17 protein-coding genes are annotated in these 15,281 nt (G+C 55.9%); 13 read left to right on the forward strand and 4 right to left on the reverse strand.

Annotated elements, in window-relative coordinates; genetic code table 11:
* Positions 1–35 precede the first annotated feature (35 nt).
* Positions 36–503 (forward strand): flagella synthesis protein FlgN, encoded by a 468-nt coding sequence (locus AO726_RS03095; RefSeq protein WP_058066579.1) that lies wholly within the window; start codon positions 36–38, stop codon positions 501–503.
* 92 nt (positions 504–595) lie between these two features.
* Positions 596–1,342, forward strand: a complete 747-nt coding sequence (locus tag AO726_RS03100) for a flagellar brake protein (protein ID WP_058066580.1) — start codon at positions 596–598, stop codon at positions 1,340–1,342.
* Between the two features lie 38 nt (positions 1,343–1,380).
* On the opposite strand, the gene AO726_RS03105 is transcribed toward AO726_RS03100, so the two are convergent.
* Both AO726_RS03105 and AO726_RS03110 read right to left on the reverse strand, forming a co-directional pair.
* Entirely contained in the window at positions 1,381–2,697 is a 1,317-nt protein-coding gene (locus AO726_RS03105) for an MFS transporter (protein ID WP_058066581.1), read from the reverse strand.
* A 51-nt stretch (positions 2,698–2,748) separates the two neighbouring features.
* Complete coding sequence (locus tag AO726_RS03110; protein WP_162491576.1) at positions 2,749–3,990, reverse strand: glutamine synthetase family protein; 1,242 nt, start codon at positions 3,988–3,990, stop codon at positions 2,749–2,751.
* A 429-nt stretch (positions 3,991–4,419) separates the two neighbouring features.
* Here AO726_RS03110 and AO726_RS03115 point away from each other — a divergent pair, with 429 nt between their 5' ends.
* Both AO726_RS03115 and sstT read left to right on the forward strand, forming a co-directional pair.
* On the forward strand, positions 4,420–4,938 hold the full coding sequence (locus AO726_RS03115; protein ID WP_058066583.1) for a hypothetical protein: 519 nt from the start codon (positions 4,420–4,422) through the stop codon (positions 4,936–4,938).
* Positions 4,939–5,307: 369 nt separating this feature from the next.
* Positions 5,308–6,531, forward strand: coding sequence for a serine/threonine transporter SstT (gene sstT, locus AO726_RS03120; protein ID WP_058066584.1), 1,224 nt, complete (start codon positions 5,308–5,310; stop codon positions 6,529–6,531).
* A 91-nt stretch (positions 6,532–6,622) separates the two neighbouring features.
* Here the strand turns inward: sstT and AO726_RS03125 are convergent, their stop codons facing one another.
* Positions 6,623–7,564, reverse strand: coding sequence for an alpha/beta fold hydrolase (locus tag AO726_RS03125; RefSeq protein ID WP_058066585.1), 942 nt, complete (start codon positions 7,562–7,564; stop codon positions 6,623–6,625).
* 34 nt (positions 7,565–7,598) lie between these two features.
* Complete coding sequence (locus tag AO726_RS03130; RefSeq protein ID WP_058066586.1) at positions 7,599–8,027, reverse strand: organic hydroperoxide resistance protein; 429 nt, start codon at positions 8,025–8,027, stop codon at positions 7,599–7,601.
* Between the two features lie 117 nt (positions 8,028–8,144).
* Between AO726_RS03130 and AO726_RS03135 the strand changes: the two genes are divergently transcribed.
* From AO726_RS03135 to AO726_RS03175, 9 genes are all read left to right on the forward strand, one after another.
* Complete coding sequence (locus AO726_RS03135) at positions 8,145–8,996, forward strand: AraC family transcriptional regulator (RefSeq protein WP_058067078.1); 852 nt, start codon at positions 8,145–8,147, stop codon at positions 8,994–8,996.
* A gap of 117 nt (positions 8,997–9,113) precedes the next feature.
* Positions 9,114–9,395 (forward strand): peptidylprolyl isomerase, encoded by a 282-nt coding sequence (locus AO726_RS03140; protein ID WP_058066587.1) that lies wholly within the window; start codon positions 9,114–9,116, stop codon positions 9,393–9,395.
* Between the two features lie 142 nt (positions 9,396–9,537).
* Positions 9,538–10,239, forward strand: coding sequence for a YebC/PmpR family DNA-binding transcriptional regulator (locus AO726_RS03145; RefSeq protein WP_058066588.1), 702 nt, complete (start codon positions 9,538–9,540; stop codon positions 10,237–10,239).
* 188 nt (positions 10,240–10,427) lie between these two features.
* The gene (locus AO726_RS03150) at positions 10,428–11,048 is read left to right on the forward strand and encodes a hypothetical protein (protein ID WP_177330532.1); all 621 of its coding nucleotides are present in this window, start codon (positions 10,428–10,430) and stop codon (positions 11,046–11,048) included.
* A gap of 63 nt (positions 11,049–11,111) precedes the next feature.
* Positions 11,112–11,714, forward strand: a complete 603-nt coding sequence (locus AO726_RS03155) for a hypothetical protein (RefSeq protein ID WP_058066589.1) — start codon at positions 11,112–11,114, stop codon at positions 11,712–11,714.
* Positions 11,715–11,727: 13 nt separating this feature from the next.
* Entirely contained in the window at positions 11,728–12,306 is a 579-nt protein-coding gene (locus tag AO726_RS03160) for a hypothetical protein (RefSeq protein WP_058066590.1), read from the forward strand.
* Positions 12,307–12,422: 116 nt separating this feature from the next.
* The gene (locus AO726_RS03165; RefSeq protein ID WP_058066591.1) at positions 12,423–12,749 is read left to right on the forward strand and encodes a DUF2025 family protein; all 327 of its coding nucleotides are present in this window, start codon (positions 12,423–12,425) and stop codon (positions 12,747–12,749) included.
* 170 nt (positions 12,750–12,919) lie between these two features.
* Positions 12,920–14,659, forward strand: a complete 1,740-nt coding sequence (locus AO726_RS03170; RefSeq protein WP_058066592.1) for an N-acyl-D-amino-acid deacylase family protein — start codon at positions 12,920–12,922, stop codon at positions 14,657–14,659.
* A 95-nt stretch (positions 14,660–14,754) separates the two neighbouring features.
* Positions 14,755–15,156, forward strand: a complete 402-nt coding sequence (locus tag AO726_RS03175; protein WP_058066593.1) for a GNAT family N-acetyltransferase — start codon at positions 14,755–14,757, stop codon at positions 15,154–15,156.
* Positions 15,157–15,281: the final 125 nt, after the last annotated feature.

Here is a 15,281-nt window from a genome sequence, read left to right on the forward strand (position 1 = left end):
CCTCCGCGTCCTGTTGCTTCCCCTAAGAGCCCAACATGCACAGCACAACGCTACTTGAACTGTTCAGTGACGATATCCGCACTGCCGAACAGCTGCTTGAACTGATCGAAAGTGAATTCCAAGCGCTTACCGAGCGTGACTTGACTCAGCTACAAGAGATTCTGGGCAAGAAGCAGCCGCTGCTCGCTCTGCTCGATCAGCACGCCAAAGCCCGCAGCCAGATCCTGACCAACCTTAACCTCGGAACCAGCCGTGAAGGCCTCAAGGCACTTGCCGACACAGTGCCCGAAGGGCAGCAGTTGCTTGAGCAAGGTGATCAGCTCAACGCATTGCTTGAACAGTGCCGAACTGGCAACGAGCGCAATGGTCGCCTGATTCGCACCAGCCAGAAATCGACCAGCGCGATGCTCAACCTGCTGCATGGCAGCGACACACCCAATCTCTATGACAAGCGCGGCTCAACCCTCAGGGTCAGCCAGCAGCGGCCTCTAGATCAGGCCTAACCCCTACTATTCGTAATTGAACAGGGTTAGCGATTATGATGTCATATAGCCATCAATTTTGCCCCAAGATTTAATGTGGAGAACCACGGACCGTGTCCAACCCATTCAGCCAGGATGATGGCCCACAACCCCCAAGAACCCTAAAAGCGCCCGTTGAGATCGTCGCCAACCTCCGCCTACTGCAACAGCACAACGATCCGCTGGTGATCAGCTTTGTAAACCGCACCCAGCGCTACCAGAGTTATGTCATTGATGTAGATAGGGACAAGCAACTGCTGATTCTCGATGAAATCATGCCGTCTGACGGCGAGCGCTTGCTACTCAGTGGCGAACACTTTACTGCCGAGGGCTTCCATGAAGGCGTTCGAATAGCCTGGAAATCGAATCTGCCCATTTCCGCTGGCGAGTATGAAGGCCACCGTTGCTATTTCTGCCACCTGCCGCAGGAAATCACCTACCACCAGCGCCGCAACGCCTATCGAGCACCGCTCAAGCAGACTGATCCGGTAAAGGTTGATCTGGCCTTGGATGACAATCGAACGCTGTCCGGTCAATTGATGGATATTTCCGCCACAGGGGCCAAGGTGCGCTTTAGCGGAGACGTTCAAAACATCCTTAATCCTGGCGCAATCCATGAATGCTTCACGGCACACCTGCCCTTCGGCGCGATGACCACGCCGATTGAGATTCGGCACGTTCAGTTTGAAGACAAGGTCAATCTGAGCTTCGTTGGGATACGTTTTCACAGCATCAATGGTCAGGCTCAGCGCCAAGTCGAACGCTTTGTCTATCAGCTTCAGCGCGAGGCCCGCCGCTTCGAAAGCGAAGGCCTATTCTGACAGGCGGGCGACACGGCAAACCTGTCGCCCGCCACCGCTCAATTACCAGCGTCCTTTTCCGCCTCACTCTGCCTTGCTTCGACCTCTGCAACAGCCGGTGCAACCATCTGCTCTTGTACCACCTGCTCATCTACCCGCGGGTCGAGGGCAGCAGCCAATGGAGAGCCGACCATACCATCAGGCATAGCCACGTGCTGCAAGGGCGCATCCTGATCCTGATACAGGTGGACCGACAGCGCCGGGCGCACGCGAATGATCAGAATGAGTGAAAAGATGAAGAAGAACACATAGAGCATGTTCGCTCCCCATAGGCGCATCATCAAACCGGCCAGCAATGGCCCCGCACACGCCCCCACACCAAAGACCACCAACAGCACTGCAGTAAGCGAAACGCGACGGTCCGCCTCAACATGGTCATTGGCCAGCGCAACCGCCAGCGGGTAGAGACAAAACTGCAAGGCACACACGATAAAACCAAATACCAGCAGCGTAGCCATGGATGCTTCGGTCATCACAGCCAGAGGCAATGAGGCCACAGCCAACGCTATGGTGCAGGAGCGAATCAGTTTAATCCGCTCGTAACGGTCAGACAGCCAGCCCAGAGGGGCCTGAACCAACACCCCGGCCAGAATCAGGCAGCCCATAAATACACCGACTTGCTCGGTGGTGAGCCCCATACGAGCCCCATACAATGGCGCCAGGCCGTAGAACGCCCCAACCATAAGACCCGACACCGCAATGGTAGTCAGCGACAGTGGCACATGCTTGATGAAGAACGGCAACTCCATAGGTGCCGGATGCAGAGGTTTGGGATGCATCTTGCGCGTCAGAGCAATAGGCACCAAGCACAAGGCAAAGCACAACGCCACGACCATCAGCAGCTCAGAACCCAGCTGCGGATGAACAACAAGAATCAGTTGCCCGAGGATCATCCCCGCGTAGAAGGCAATCATGTAACCGGCAAACACCCGCCCGCGCGTGTCACTCTCCGCCTGCTCATTGAGCCAGCTTTCGATCACCATGTACTGGCACATCATCCCCAGCCCCACCAGAGCCCTAAGGAAAAGCCAGCTCGGCAGCCAGTCACTCAAGCCATGGCCCAGCACAGCAGCAGTCACGACTCCGGCACAGGCAACGTACGCCCGGATATGCCCAACCCGGGCGATCAGGCGGTGCCCGACCTTACCGCCCAGCACCAAACCAAAGTAATAAGCGGCCATCAGCGCACCAACCCAAAGACCATCCGCACTACTGGACAGACGCAAGGCCAGATACGTACTCAGCAAACCAGAGCCGATCAGCATTAATACAGTGGCAAAGTAAAGAGAACCAAACGACCTAAGAATAACCGTCATGGGGAAGACCAGACTCCAAAGCTGCCGGAGGCTTACTCCGGCAATCAGACGCTAGACATGGGCAGCCAGAACACGGCGTTCCCATGGTGTGATTTCATCGTAATAGCTGCTCAACTCCATTGTTTTGCTGGCCAGATAGCCCTCAACAAACTCCTTGCCAAACATCTCCAGAGCCAAAGCACTGCCTCTCAGACGCTCGATAGCAGCCTGCATGCTACAGGGTAGACGCAAATTTTCAGGCACCTCGAACTCGCCCTGCAAAGGCGCAGTGGGCTCCAGCTTGCGCTCAATGCCAACCAGTCCCGCCGCCAGGCTTGCTGCCAACGCCAGATAAGGGTTGGCATCCGCTCCGGGCAGACGGTTCTCCACACGCCGAGCCTGCGGCGGGCTTGCAGGAATACGCAAGCCCGCCGCGCGATTGTCGTGGGACCAGCAGGCGTTGTTAGGTGACGCATAAGGATGGAACAGACGCTGGTAGGAGTTCACATTCGGTGCAAACAACAAGGTGAAATCCGCCATTGCCGCCTGCTGCCCGGCAATAAACTGGTAAAACTCAGGACTGGCCTCGCCGTCGTCCAAAGTAAATATATTGCGCCCACTGGACTGGTCCACAATGCTTTGATGCATATGCATTGAGCTACCAGCAGTGTGTGCAAGCGGTTTGGCCATGCACACCACGATCAGGCCATGCTTCAGCGCCACCTCTTTAAGCAGGTGTTTGAACAAAAAGGTCTGGTCAGCCAACAACAGTGGATCACCGTGCAGCAGGTTGATCTCAAACTGATTAAGCCCCATCTCACTCATAAAGGTGTCGCGCGGCAGGCCCAGAGCAGCCATGCAGGCATAAACCTCCTCAAAGAACGGGCGAAGGCCGTTAGCCGAACTGACACTGAATGCCGAACCACCTGTCTCGCGCCGACCATCGAGGCCAACGGGCGGCTGAAAAGGCTGCTGCGGGTCTTTATTAGGCGCAAACACAAAGAACTCAAGCTCGGTGGCCACCACAGGCTGCCAGCCTCGCTGAGCATAGGCCGCTACGATCTTTTTCAGTAAGCCTCGGGTTGATAGCCCGCAATCCCTGCCATCAAGCTCTACCGCATCACAAATGGCAAAAGCCCTCGACCGCTGCGCCCAAGGCAGACGATGTACTTGGCCAAGAACTGGAACCAAGGCCAGGTCGCCATCATCGCTCCCATAAAAGCTGGCATCCGGATATCCACCCATGATGCATTGCAATAAAACACCGCGGGCCAATTGCAGGCGGCGGCCTTGTACAAAGCCTTCCTGAGTCATGACCTTGCCACGCGCAACGCCATTGAGATCCGGAGTTACGCACTCCACCTCACTCACATTCTGCAGCATCTCAACCAAAGCGGAACCAGCGATTGAACTCATCAGCGTACGTCCCTTTAGGAACCTAATAGCGGAACCACAACATACCCAGCCGGTGTTCAGAATATCAAGCACTCCGCACAAGAGATCTACAATTACTTACCCTGCTAAAATATCTATAAAACAGATTTAATTTATCTATTATCAATCGATATGAAAAAAGTGATTACCGCCCACAAATACAACGCAATACATTGATTTTAATAGAGTAAAAACCACTATTAATTGCGTCAATTTCAACCATAAACACAGTAAACTTTTATATCTAATTTTTAGAATTAATATTGGCTCCGTACTCAACTTTTATGTGAAATCACAAGGAGCCACACAATGAAAAAGCAACTTCTCGCCGCCATAATTCTGGGCACACTTTCCCTGAACAGCTTTGCCCTGCCAGTACATAGCGCACAGCCACTGCTCGGCGAATCACACGACAGCAGCGTTAAAACCCTGATCACTCATGGAGCTAATCTGCAATCTGGAGGAGGCTCTGATCGTTTGATTGAGCGCCAACGCATGCAGGTTGCGGAAGGTGGTTCCGATCGCCTGATTGAACGCCAGCACAAACGCCTGCAAGTCGCTGAAGGTGGCTCTGACCGCCTGATTGAGCGTCGCCAGCAACACATTCAAGTCGCGGAAGGTGGGTCTGATCGCCTGATCGAGCGTCGCCAGCAACACATGCAAGTCGCTGAAGGTGGTTCTGACCGTCTGATCGAGCGTCGCCAGCAACACATGCAAGTCGCTGAAGGTGGTTCTGACCGTCTGATCGAGCGTCGCCAGCAACACATGCAAGTCGCTGAAGGTGGTTCTGACCGTCTGATCGAGCGTCAGCACAATCGCATCGTCTGATTCAGGCCGCTCGGCCTCACTCAGGAACCTTCAGCCAGCTAAAGCACCTTCGGGTGCTTTAGGCCTTTCTGGTCCTCCCGCACTTCAGTAGCAGCGCCCTGCTCCCCGCACGCTCAGCACCCACTGTCTACACGCTGCTGGACAAACCGCCCTCGCAAACCCGCTTAGCTGCGCACTCGCAAGCAGCATTCTGGCAAAACTCGAATATGCTTAGGTCTGTGGTAAAGTCTGCCACCATTTTTGTGAACCTGACCGTTTGGTTCATAAATGTTAAATGCGTCACGCGGTAAGCATCCCGCAGCCAGACCCCGTTCCAGGCAGGTACAGAAGAGATCGCAGTCGTGCTCGCCCACCCTTAGAGATCCGCTTATGTCCACTGCGCAAAACCCGTTTCTCCAGTTGCTGAACCGAGTCAGCCTTGTTACTCAAATCATTATCGGCCTGATCGCCGGCATCGTACTGGCCCTGCTGCTGCCCGACGCCGCGGCCAGCGCCAGCTTTCTGGGTACGGTTTTCGTATCTGCCTTAAAAGCCGTAGCTCCAGTACTGGTTTTTGTACTGGTTGCAGCCTCGATCGCCAACCATGAGCAAGGCCAGCAGACCCACATCAAGCCAATTCTGCTGCTGTACCTGATCGGCACCTTCAGCGCGGCCTTGATCGCCGTTGTCGCCAGTTTCGCATTCCCGTCGACACTGACTCTGGCTACCAGCACAGCCGAGCTCTCACCTCCCGGCGGCATCACAGAGGTGCTTAAAAGCCTGCTGCTGAACGTGGTCGACAACCCGGTCAACGCCCTCCTGAAAGGCAACTTTATCGGCATCCTGGCTTGGTCCATTGCACTTGGCTTGGCTTTCCGCCACGCCAACCCGGCCAGCAAGCAAATGCTTGCCGACTTGTCCAATGGGGTGACCAGCATCGTTAAACTAGTGATTCGCCTGGCACCACTGGGGGTGTTTGGTCTGGTTGCGGCCACGCTAGCTGAGTCGGGCATGAACGCCCTGCTGGATTATCTGCACCTGCTGGTGGTGCTGGTCGGCTGCATGCTGTTCGTGGCATTGGTGGTCAACCCGCTGATTGTCTACACGAAGATTCGCCGCAACCCGTATCCGCTGGTATTGATGTGTCTGCGTGAAAGCGGCATTACCGCGTTCTTCACCCGCAGTTCGGCCGCAAACATTCCGGTCAATCTGCAGCTGAGCAAGCGCTTGGGCCTGCATGAAGAAACCTACTCGGTATCGATTCCACTGGGCGCGACCATCAACATGGCGGGCGCGGCGATCACCATCACCGTGCTGACGCTGGCGGCAGTAAATACGCTGCAGATTCCGGTTGACCTGCCAACCGCCCTGCTGCTGAGCGTACTGGCCTCGGTTTGTGCGTGTGGTGCTTCAGGTGTGGCGGGTGGTTCGCTGCTGCTGATCCCACTGGCGTGCAGCTTGTTTGGGGTTCCCAGTGAAATCGCCATGCAAGTGGTTGCAGTAGGCTTCATCATCGGCATTGTTCAGGACTCTGCCGAAACCGCGCTGAACTCCTCCACCGACGTGCTGTTTACTGCGGCCGCCTGCATGGCTGAAGAGCAACGCAAGGCGTAATAACACCTCACTCTCCTCTGCTTTTGCCCCACGCTTAAGCTAAAAAACCACCCGCAGGACTGACCTGCGGGTGGTGCATCCAAATGCTTCATCACTGCTGCAGGAAATCCAGCAAGTCCTGATTGAAGCGATCTTTGTGAGTGTCTGGCAGCCCATGAGGCGCGCCTTTATAGACAATCAGTTTCGCCCCCTTGACCTGAGCAGCTGCAGCCTTACCGGTTACGTCAATCGGTACGATCTGATCATCATCACCATGGATAACCAGAGTCGGCACATCAAACTTCTTCAAGTCCTCGCGGAAATCAGTGGCTGAGAACGCGCTAATGGAGTCAAAAGTGTTCTTGTGCCCGGCACGCATCCCTTGCGCGACCCAATGATTGATCAAACCTTGGGATACTTTCGCACCTGGCCGGTTAAAGCCGTAAAACGGGCCGGAGGCCAGGTCCAGATAAAACTGCGCACGATCTTCCAACGAGGCCTTACGGATGTCGTCAAACACCTTCAATGGCACACCGTTGGGGTTATCGTCCGTGCGCAACATCAGCGGCGTCACAGCACTGACCAGTACGGCTTTTTTAACACGTTCAGTACCGTGACGGCCGATGTAGCGCGCCACTTCGCCGCCACCGGTTGAGAAGCCAACCAAGGTGACATCGTGCAGGTCCAGCGCCTGGATGACGGCTGCGAGGTCATCCGCGTAGTGATCCATATCGTTGCCTTCCCAGGGCTGACTGGAGCGGCCGTGACCACGACGGTCATGTGCCACAACTCGGTAGCCCTTCGAAGCGAGGAACAGCATCTGCGACTCCCAGCTGTCCGAGCTCAGCGGCCAGCCGTGACTGAAGGTAACGACTTGCCCATCCCTTGGGCCCCAATCTTTGTAATACAGCTGCACACCGTCAGGCAGCGTGATGGTCGTCGCCGTGCGGGTAATCGCTGCATCGGCCACAGCCTGTACCGGCTCAGCGTTTGCTACTGACTGCATGGCAATGACCAACAAGGGAGTGGCCAGAATACGAGATATAAGGTTCATAACAGTGTGTCCTTTGATAGTTAAGGGTGGCTAATCAGTTGGCGATATGGATGGTGACGTCGATGTTTCCGCGAGTAGCGTTGGAGTAAGGGCAAACGATGTGCGCCTTATCTACCAAGGCTTGCAGCACCTCGCGATCTAAACCCGGAGCGGTCACAGTCAGCTCGGCCTCAATGCCAAAGCCTGTAGGAATTGCACCGATCCCGACCTTGCCACTCACGGTGGTGGCCAGTGGCAGAGCGACTTTTTCACGACCGGCCACAAACTTCAGGGCCCCGAGAAAACAAGCTGAATAGCCAGCGGCAAACAGCTGCTCAGGATTGGTGCCGGTGCCGCCAGCGCCACCCAAGGCTTTGGGCGTGGACAGCGACACATCCAGCGCATGGTCTGAGGACACCGCACGGCCATCACGGCCACCTGAGGCAGTTGCGGTGGCGACATAGAGAATTTTTTCGATCGACATAACCTGTACTCCTGCTGAGAACGTAAGCGGACGGGCGTGTCCGACAGGAGCTATATTGATCGCCTAAAAATACTTGTGGTGATATAAAATCCAGAAAACTTGATCGAGAGTATTTTAATCATGGACAGACTGGCAGCCTTGATGCGGCATTTCCCGGTAAGCGCCCACGTGTTTAACGCCGGCCCCCTGTGCGGGCTTAATTCACTGCCCGGAGATGGCGTCCAGGGCCAGCTACACCTGATCCGCCAAGGCGCTGTTCGAGTGGGCTACAGGCAGCAGTCCATACACATAGAACGACCCAGCCTGCTGCTGTTCCCACGCCCGCTTGCCCATCACTTCGTTACCGATCCGCTACGTGGTGCTGACATGGTCTGCGCCAACCTTCAGTTCGAAGGCGATCAGCACAACCCCATCGCCTTAGGTCTACCCGAAGTGGTGTGCCTGCCGCTGGAAGAGATTGAAGGTGCTGAGCCAGTGCTCACCCTGCTATTTACCGAAGCCTTTGAACAACGCTGTGGACGCCTGGCCGTGGTCGAGAGGCTGTTTGAAGTGGTGATGATTCAGGTGCTGCGCCACCTGATGGAACGCGGCGAAATCCGCGCCGGACTTCTGGCAGGCCTGGCGCATCCCCGGCTGCGCAATGCTCTGGTGTCCATGCACGAAACTCCAGCCCATGAGTGGAGCCTTGAAGAGCTGGCCAGCGTCAGTGGCATGTCACGCAGCGTGTTTGCCAGCAGTTTCCGGGAAACTCTGGGTATGACGCCAGGACAGTACCTGCAGAGCTGGCGCGTACGCCTTGTGCAAAAAGCCCTGCTGCTAGGTCGGCCGCTGAAAATGATCGTCGGGGAAGTCGGCTACGGCAGCGAAGCCGCCCTGTCCCGCGCCTTTAAGACGCAAACCGGACAGTCGCCACGGCAATGGAAAAACCACTCCCTCACCGCCTCGCAAAACCCGGAAAGCGCGGACTAACCCAGTCACGCCCATGGCCAGACAGGCATTTTTGACAAAGGTGAATGACATCCGGCGTTTTACTGCCACCCCGATTGCGGTAGGCTTTGCGGCTTAATTCATATAGGAGTTCACCTAATGGCACGCGCCACAGCCCGCCACATCCTGGTTTCCTCTGAAGCCAAGTGCAACGAATTGAAAGCCGCCATCGAGGCTGGTGCAGACTTCGCTGCCATTGCCAAAGAACACTCCTCCTGCCCATCCAGTCGCGACGGTGGCAACTTGGGTTCTTTCGGCCCAGGTCAGATGGTTAAAGAGTTCGACACCGTCGTATTCAGCGCACCGGTGAACGTCGTACAAGGTCCGGTCAAGACCCAGTTCGGTTATCACCTGCTGGAAGTAACCAGCCGTCAGGACTGATACACCCGCCAGGCCGCACTGGCCTGGCACACATGCACCAGGCGATGCGGACAACAACTGAATCCGCTCACCGGTGCAAGAGTAAGTAGTGCGGGATTACAATCCCGCCTCCATTCATCTACACGTAAGACGAGATTCAGACATGGGCGCCCAGTGGAAAGCCAAACCTAAAGAAGCCGCCGCCAACGCCAGAGGCAAGATCTTCGGTCGATTGGTCAAGGAAATCATGATCGCTGCACGTAACGGTGCCGACCCGGACATGAACCCCAAGCTGCGTTTGGCCATACACCAGGCGAAAAAAGCGTCCATGCCCAAAGACACACTGGAACGTGCCATTAAGAAGGGTTCTGGCCAGGGCGGTGAAACCGTCAACTTCGAACGCACCACCTATGAAGGCTTTGCGCCGCATCAGGTACCGCTGATCGTTGAGTGCCTGACCGACAACATCAACCGCACCGTTGCTGAGATTCGCGTACTGTTCCGTAAAGGCCAGATGGGCGCATCCGGCTCCGTAACGTGGGATTTCGACCACGTCGGTCTGATTGAAGCCACCACCGACAGCGACGCAGACCCAGAGCTGGCCGCCATCGAAGCAGGTGCTCAGGACTTTGAGCCAGATGACGAAGGCAGCACCCTGTTCATCACCGAGATCACCGATCTGGATGCCGTATGCCGTGCACTGCCGGACCAAGGTTTCACCGTGAACTCGGCCAAAATTGGCTACCGCCCAAAGAATCCGGTTACCAACCTTACGCCGGAGCAGCTGGAAGAAGTTGAAGCCTTCCTGGAAGCCATCGACGCCCATGACGATGTGCAGAACGTCTATGTAGGCTTGGCTGGCTGATTTTCGAAAGCCCAAAACCTTGCACACCGGGCTGTCTCAGACAGCCCACCGCCAGGCCTCCTGCGCATCCAAAATATTTTTTGCTTGCGCCATACCGCATTTTGGCTTGACCGCAAGAGCTTAAGTAAGAAGAATCCCCTTCCTTTGGCGCTCGCCAACACACTTTCGCCAAACGCCGGAGCTCTACTGTGTACAAGTTTCTGACGTTGTCGCTTTGTCTGTTTCTCACAGCCTGCGCCAACACTTCCCAGACTTCTTATCAGCAAGAAGTGCAAGCCGGAACCACCCCGCTGGCCAAAAGCCCGCTTGAAGCGATCCACAATACCCGGGCGATTCCGCTACCGATTACTCCCGAGTCGCTGGCGCCACAGTGGTCCATCAGCGCTGCCGAACCGCGCCTGGACTTCGGCAGTTCAATCTCCAATTACCGCGTGTTTTCACTGGAGTTGAAAAAAGGTGAACGCTATCAGCTGAATATTCATTCGCGCTGTAACGACAGCTGCATGGGTGTCAGCAAGTACGCACTTAAACCACGCGCACTGATTCTCGACGCTTACGGCACGATCGTGGCGGACAAGCCCAGCCATGTCTCGATCCTGCCTGAGCAGATCAACATGAGCTGGAAAGGTGAAGCTATTGAAGACGGCACCTATTACTTGCTGGTAGCCGCTGACAATGACTCGCCAGGTCAAACCATCGTGATTAATGATATTTGGGTCAATAACTCGCCATTGATGGGGGTTAAAACCAGCATGTACAGCAGCCCGTTTGGCACCATCAGCGCCTCAGGCACCGGTAACGCCCACTAAGTACGCTTGAACTTGTTTCTGTAGTTAGCGCTTCGCCAGGAGCGCTATTGATCAAGGCATACCATGCAATCCCCGCACTTTTTACTGGCAGGCCTGCTCCCTCTGGCTTTGTCAGGCTGTATGTCATTTATTCCGGCAGGCCCTCTAGACCTGCTACCCCAAGAGCGTGCTGCAACCCGCAGTGAAACCCTGATGGTGAACGATGTCAGCATCACCGACAGCGATATCTCTCCCCAGCAGAACAGGCTGCTGATCCCGCAGCTCACCAGCCAACTTGCCGCTGAACTGGAGAATAAGGGTTACTTCGAAAAAACCATCACATTCCCCGCTACAGCCGCAGAGCAGGATGTTCAACTGCAGCTGACGCTTTCTTCGCTCGAAGCCAGGCGTACAGCACATCCGGCCTACTTCCCCGGTGCAATCCTGACAGCAACGATCTGGATCTGGGCCAACGGCCCCATCTACATCGACAAGTACGACTTGGCCGGAACTCTGAGCATCACTGATGCCCAAGGCAAGCCGCTCGCCAGCAGCCAATCAAGGCTCAAGAGCAACCAGAGTGTCGGCTTCTGGAGTCAGGACTACCTCAACTCCGCACTGGGCGCCAAGCAGCTCAACCAACTGATTGGCGATCTGCTTACAGACAGCCTCAAACAACTGCACTGAACCGGAAGCTCATATGAAAACCCTCTGCACGACGCTGTTACTCTGCGCTGTGGTCACTCTCAGTGGTTGCCTGTCCTACTCACACAATCAACTCAAGCAGGTCGAACAATGGCCGTTAGGCAGCGAGCAGGCGCAAGCACCCTCCGCCTATATCAAGATCGAAACCCAGTATCTGCATAACGAAAAGCCCCATAACGCCCAGTTCAATCTGCCCAAACTGGAAGAACGGATTCTTAAGGAGTACCAAAGCAGCCAGCGCTTTACTCAGGTAACAACAGAGCGGGTGAATTCCGACCTCTATATCGACATTCGTTTGACCAACCATGAACGCAGCAATCTGGTAATGGCCTTTATCTCAGGGTTTTCCCTGATGCTGATTCCCACCAAGGCCGATAACGAATTGATCATGGAAACTACCTTTAAAGACGCTCAGGGCACCGAGCTTGGGAAAGTGACTAAACGTGAGGCGCTAACCACGTGGATTCAGATCGGGCTGATTTTTGCCATACCTTTCAATCCTTCGCTTGATCCGATCCTGAGCAAGCTGACACGCAGCACGCTGGAAGAAGCCGCGGACAAGAGGCTGATTTAACCTGCGACTCATTGTCATTCGTAAATTTCCCGCACTATTGATCCTGAGCAAGATACCCATCTGTGCTCGCCTTAGCCTACGTCGGTGTCTGAACTTTCAACATCGACGAGGCTGTCATGAGCATCACCTCCGCCACCATCTGCGCAGCGGCTGACCAACTGCAGGGTTTGGTTGGTTTCAACAGCAAAACCGGCCAGTACATCGTGCGTTTTTCGGAAGACTCCTTCGGCCTGGACATTGAAGAGGCCAGCATTACCCCAACCTGTGAATTTGTATGGCGAGCCCTCGAGGGCGAAACCATGACCCTGGACCGTTCGCGCCTGCTCCTGCTGCTTGAGCAAAACATCGACGACCGGCTCAATATCAGCGAACCACTTCGGGTGTACGTGCGTCGTACCGATCTGCCAGAGATCAGCGCCATTCGGCATCGACTGGACGCTTAATCTGCCTGACCGGGCACCGATTCGCGCCACTGTGGGCAACCGGCCGGGCCGCATGTCCGGTCCGCCACAGGTTTGTGCACATATGTCCTAACTTAACCATTCAGCGGCACGTTACTCTCATTCGACAAAGTTGCGGTCTCAACCAATAACAACAATCCGGGAGCAGTCCGATGTTCGATGTGCTGATTAAAAATGCGCTGTTTTTCGACGGCCAGGGATCGCCGGGTTCCATTCGCCATTTGGGCATCCGCGATGGCAGGCTCATCAAAATCAGCGCAGAAGCGCTGGATGAGACGGGCTGTGCTGAAGTCATTGATGCCGCTGGCCGCTGGGTCACGCCCGGTTTTATCGACATGCACACTCACTATGATGCAGAGGTGGTCGCAGCTCCGGCGCTCAAGGAATCAGTTCGCCACGGCGTCACGACGCTGATGATCGGCAGCTGCTCAATAAGCATGATCCTAGCCAGCCCAGAGGATTGTTCCGATCTGTTCACCCGTGTGGAGTCGGTTCCCCGCGAGCATGTGCTGCCATTGCTACAGCAACGCAAGACGTGGAATACCCCCACAGAATTCGCCACCTTCCTTGATCAGCATCCGCTGGGCCCAAACATCTGCGCCTTCCTCGGCCACTCCGATCTGCGTGTAGCAGTGATGGGGCTGGACCGTTCGGTGGATGCCAGCATCAAGCCCACCGAGGCAGAGCTCACGCGCATGGAGCGCCTGCTGGAGGAGGCGCTGGATGTCGGTCTGATTGGCCTTTCGACCATGACCAACCCGTGGGACAAGCTGGATGGCGACCGCCAGCGCTCCAAATCCCTGCCTTCGGTGTACGCCTCTTGGGCTGAATACACCCGCCTGAACAAAGTGCTGCGCCAGCGCAACCGCATCCATCAGGGTGCGCCTAACTTGGTCACCAAAGTCAACGTACTGGCATTCCTCTGGGACAGCATCGGCGGCTGGTGGCGTAAGCCGCTCAAGACCACATTAATCACCCTGATGGATGTCAAAGCCGATCCTTGGCTGGCGAAAATCCTCGGCCCGATCACCCGTTTTATCAACCGTCTGGGACGCGCTGACTTCCGCTGGCAAACCCTACCGGTGCCTTTTGAAACCTATGCCGACGGCATGGAATTTGTGGTCTTTGAAGAGTTTCCTGCTGGCCAGGCAGCGCTGCATCTGGCCAGCCACGCGCAGCGCAGTGAGCTGTTTCAGGACCCGGAGTACCGGTTGCGCTTCCGTAAGGATGTGGAGAAAAAATTCGGACCAAGAGTCTGGCACCGTGACTTTAACGATGCCTGGGTGGTGGACTGCCCGGATGCCAGCGTGGTGGGTAACAGCATTGGCGAGCTGGCCCAAAAACGCGATGTTCACCCGGCCGATCTGTTCCTTGATCTGCTCGTTACCCACGGGCCGCGCCTGCGTTGGCGCACACTGATCGCCAACCACCGCCCCGAAGTGGTGGAAAAACTGGTGTGCGAGCCCAGCACTCTGATCGGTTTTGCCGACTCCGGTGCACACATCCGCAACATGGCGTTCTACAACTTCAGCCTGCGCATGCTGAAACTGGTGCAGGATTCCCAGCAGCGTGGCCAGCCCGTCATGCCTCTGGAAACAGCGGTATGGCGGCTGACCGGCGAACTGGCGGACTGGTTCAGCATCGACGCGGGCAAACTCTATGAAGGTGCCCGTGCCGATCTGGTGATCATTGATCCGCACAAACTCGATGACTCACTTTCAACCTATCAGGAAGCACCAATGGAGGCCTTTGGCGGCCTACAGCGGATGGTCAACCGTGGCGACGCCGTGGACGCCGTGCTGATCAATGGCAAAGTAGCGTTTAAAGACGGCCATTTTGCCGACGACCTGGGTCAGACGCGCGGCTACGGCCAGTTCCTACGCTGCCAGTAAACGCTACCTGCCTTGCCAGGCTATCTGGCAAGGCAGGCTGGCCTGATCGCTGCTAGGCCTCTAGACTGCGCCCGAACCATAGCCAGCCACCTTCCATGCACATCCGCCAACTCCCGCCCGCACTCAAGCCTCTGGCAGACAAGTTCTACCGCAGTCAGCGCGCCGTCATCGGCAAGACCGCCGGTGCCCAGATATGGGTCGCTCAGGAGACCGAGATCATTGCAGCGTTGGTGCTCCACCCTGTGGCTGACGGGCATTGGCTGACTAGCCTGTTGGTGGATGCAACGCAGCGCAAGCGCGGCATTGCCAGGCAACTGATCTCGACCGTACGGTCAGAATGCGACACCAAAGTCTGGCTGTTCTGCCACCCAGACCTTTACAGTTTTTACACTCGACTTGGCTTCGAGATTTGCCGTCAACTTCCTCCTGAACTGGCCGCACGTTTAACCCGCTACCAACAGAGCAAACCCTTACGCGCCATGATTTTGCCGTCATAACCGACAAAAGTTCGGCGTCAAATAGCCAACCCCTCACCTAAACTCCCTTTCATTGGCAATCATTCGATAGTGGCACTTTGTCTAAAATAGTATTTGCCTCTTAGGTATAAGGTCTGCATGCTTCA

Source organism: Pseudomonas sp. TTU2014-080ASC (assembly GCF_001446935.1).
Classification (GTDB): domain Bacteria; phylum Pseudomonadota; class Gammaproteobacteria; order Pseudomonadales; family Pseudomonadaceae; genus Aquipseudomonas.

Bases quoted from the DNA above. Each gene is read 5' to 3' on its own strand.
- AO726_RS03125 (WP_058066585.1), bottom strand. From the start codon at position 7,564: ATGAACCTTATATCTCGTATTCTGGCCACTCCCTTGTTGGTCATTGCC.
- AO726_RS03145 (WP_058066588.1), top strand. From the start codon at position 9,538: ATGGGCGCCCAGTGGAAAGCCAAACCTAAAGAAGCCGCCGCCAACGCC.
- AO726_RS03175 (WP_058066593.1), top strand. From the start codon at position 14,755: ATGCACATCCGCCAACTCCCGCCCGCACTCAAGCCTCTGGCAGACAAG.
- AO726_RS03110 (WP_162491576.1), bottom strand. From the start codon at position 3,990: ATGACTCAGGAAGGCTTTGTACAAGGCCGCCGCCTGCAATTGGCCCGC.
- AO726_RS03095 (WP_058066579.1), top strand. From the start codon at position 36: ATGCACAGCACAACGCTACTTGAACTGTTCAGTGACGATATCCGCACT.
- AO726_RS03155 (WP_058066589.1), top strand. From the start codon at position 11,112: ATGCAATCCCCGCACTTTTTACTGGCAGGCCTGCTCCCTCTGGCTTTG.
- AO726_RS03165 (WP_058066591.1), top strand. From the start codon at position 12,423: ATGAGCATCACCTCCGCCACCATCTGCGCAGCGGCTGACCAACTGCAG.
- AO726_RS03140 (WP_058066587.1), top strand. From the start codon at position 9,114: ATGGCACGCGCCACAGCCCGCCACATCCTGGTTTCCTCTGAAGCCAAG.
- AO726_RS03105 (WP_058066581.1), bottom strand. From the start codon at position 2,697: ATGACGGTTATTCTTAGGTCGTTTGGTTCTCTTTACTTTGCCACTGTA.
- AO726_RS03130 (WP_058066586.1), bottom strand. From the start codon at position 8,027: ATGTCGATCGAAAAAATTCTCTATGTCGCCACCGCAACTGCCTCAGGT.
- AO726_RS03160 (WP_058066590.1), top strand. From the start codon at position 11,728: ATGAAAACCCTCTGCACGACGCTGTTACTCTGCGCTGTGGTCACTCTC.
- sstT (WP_058066584.1), top strand. From the start codon at position 5,308: ATGTCCACTGCGCAAAACCCGTTTCTCCAGTTGCTGAACCGAGTCAGC.
- AO726_RS03115 (WP_058066583.1), top strand. From the start codon at position 4,420: ATGAAAAAGCAACTTCTCGCCGCCATAATTCTGGGCACACTTTCCCTG.
- AO726_RS03170 (WP_058066592.1), top strand. From the start codon at position 12,920: ATGTTCGATGTGCTGATTAAAAATGCGCTGTTTTTCGACGGCCAGGGA.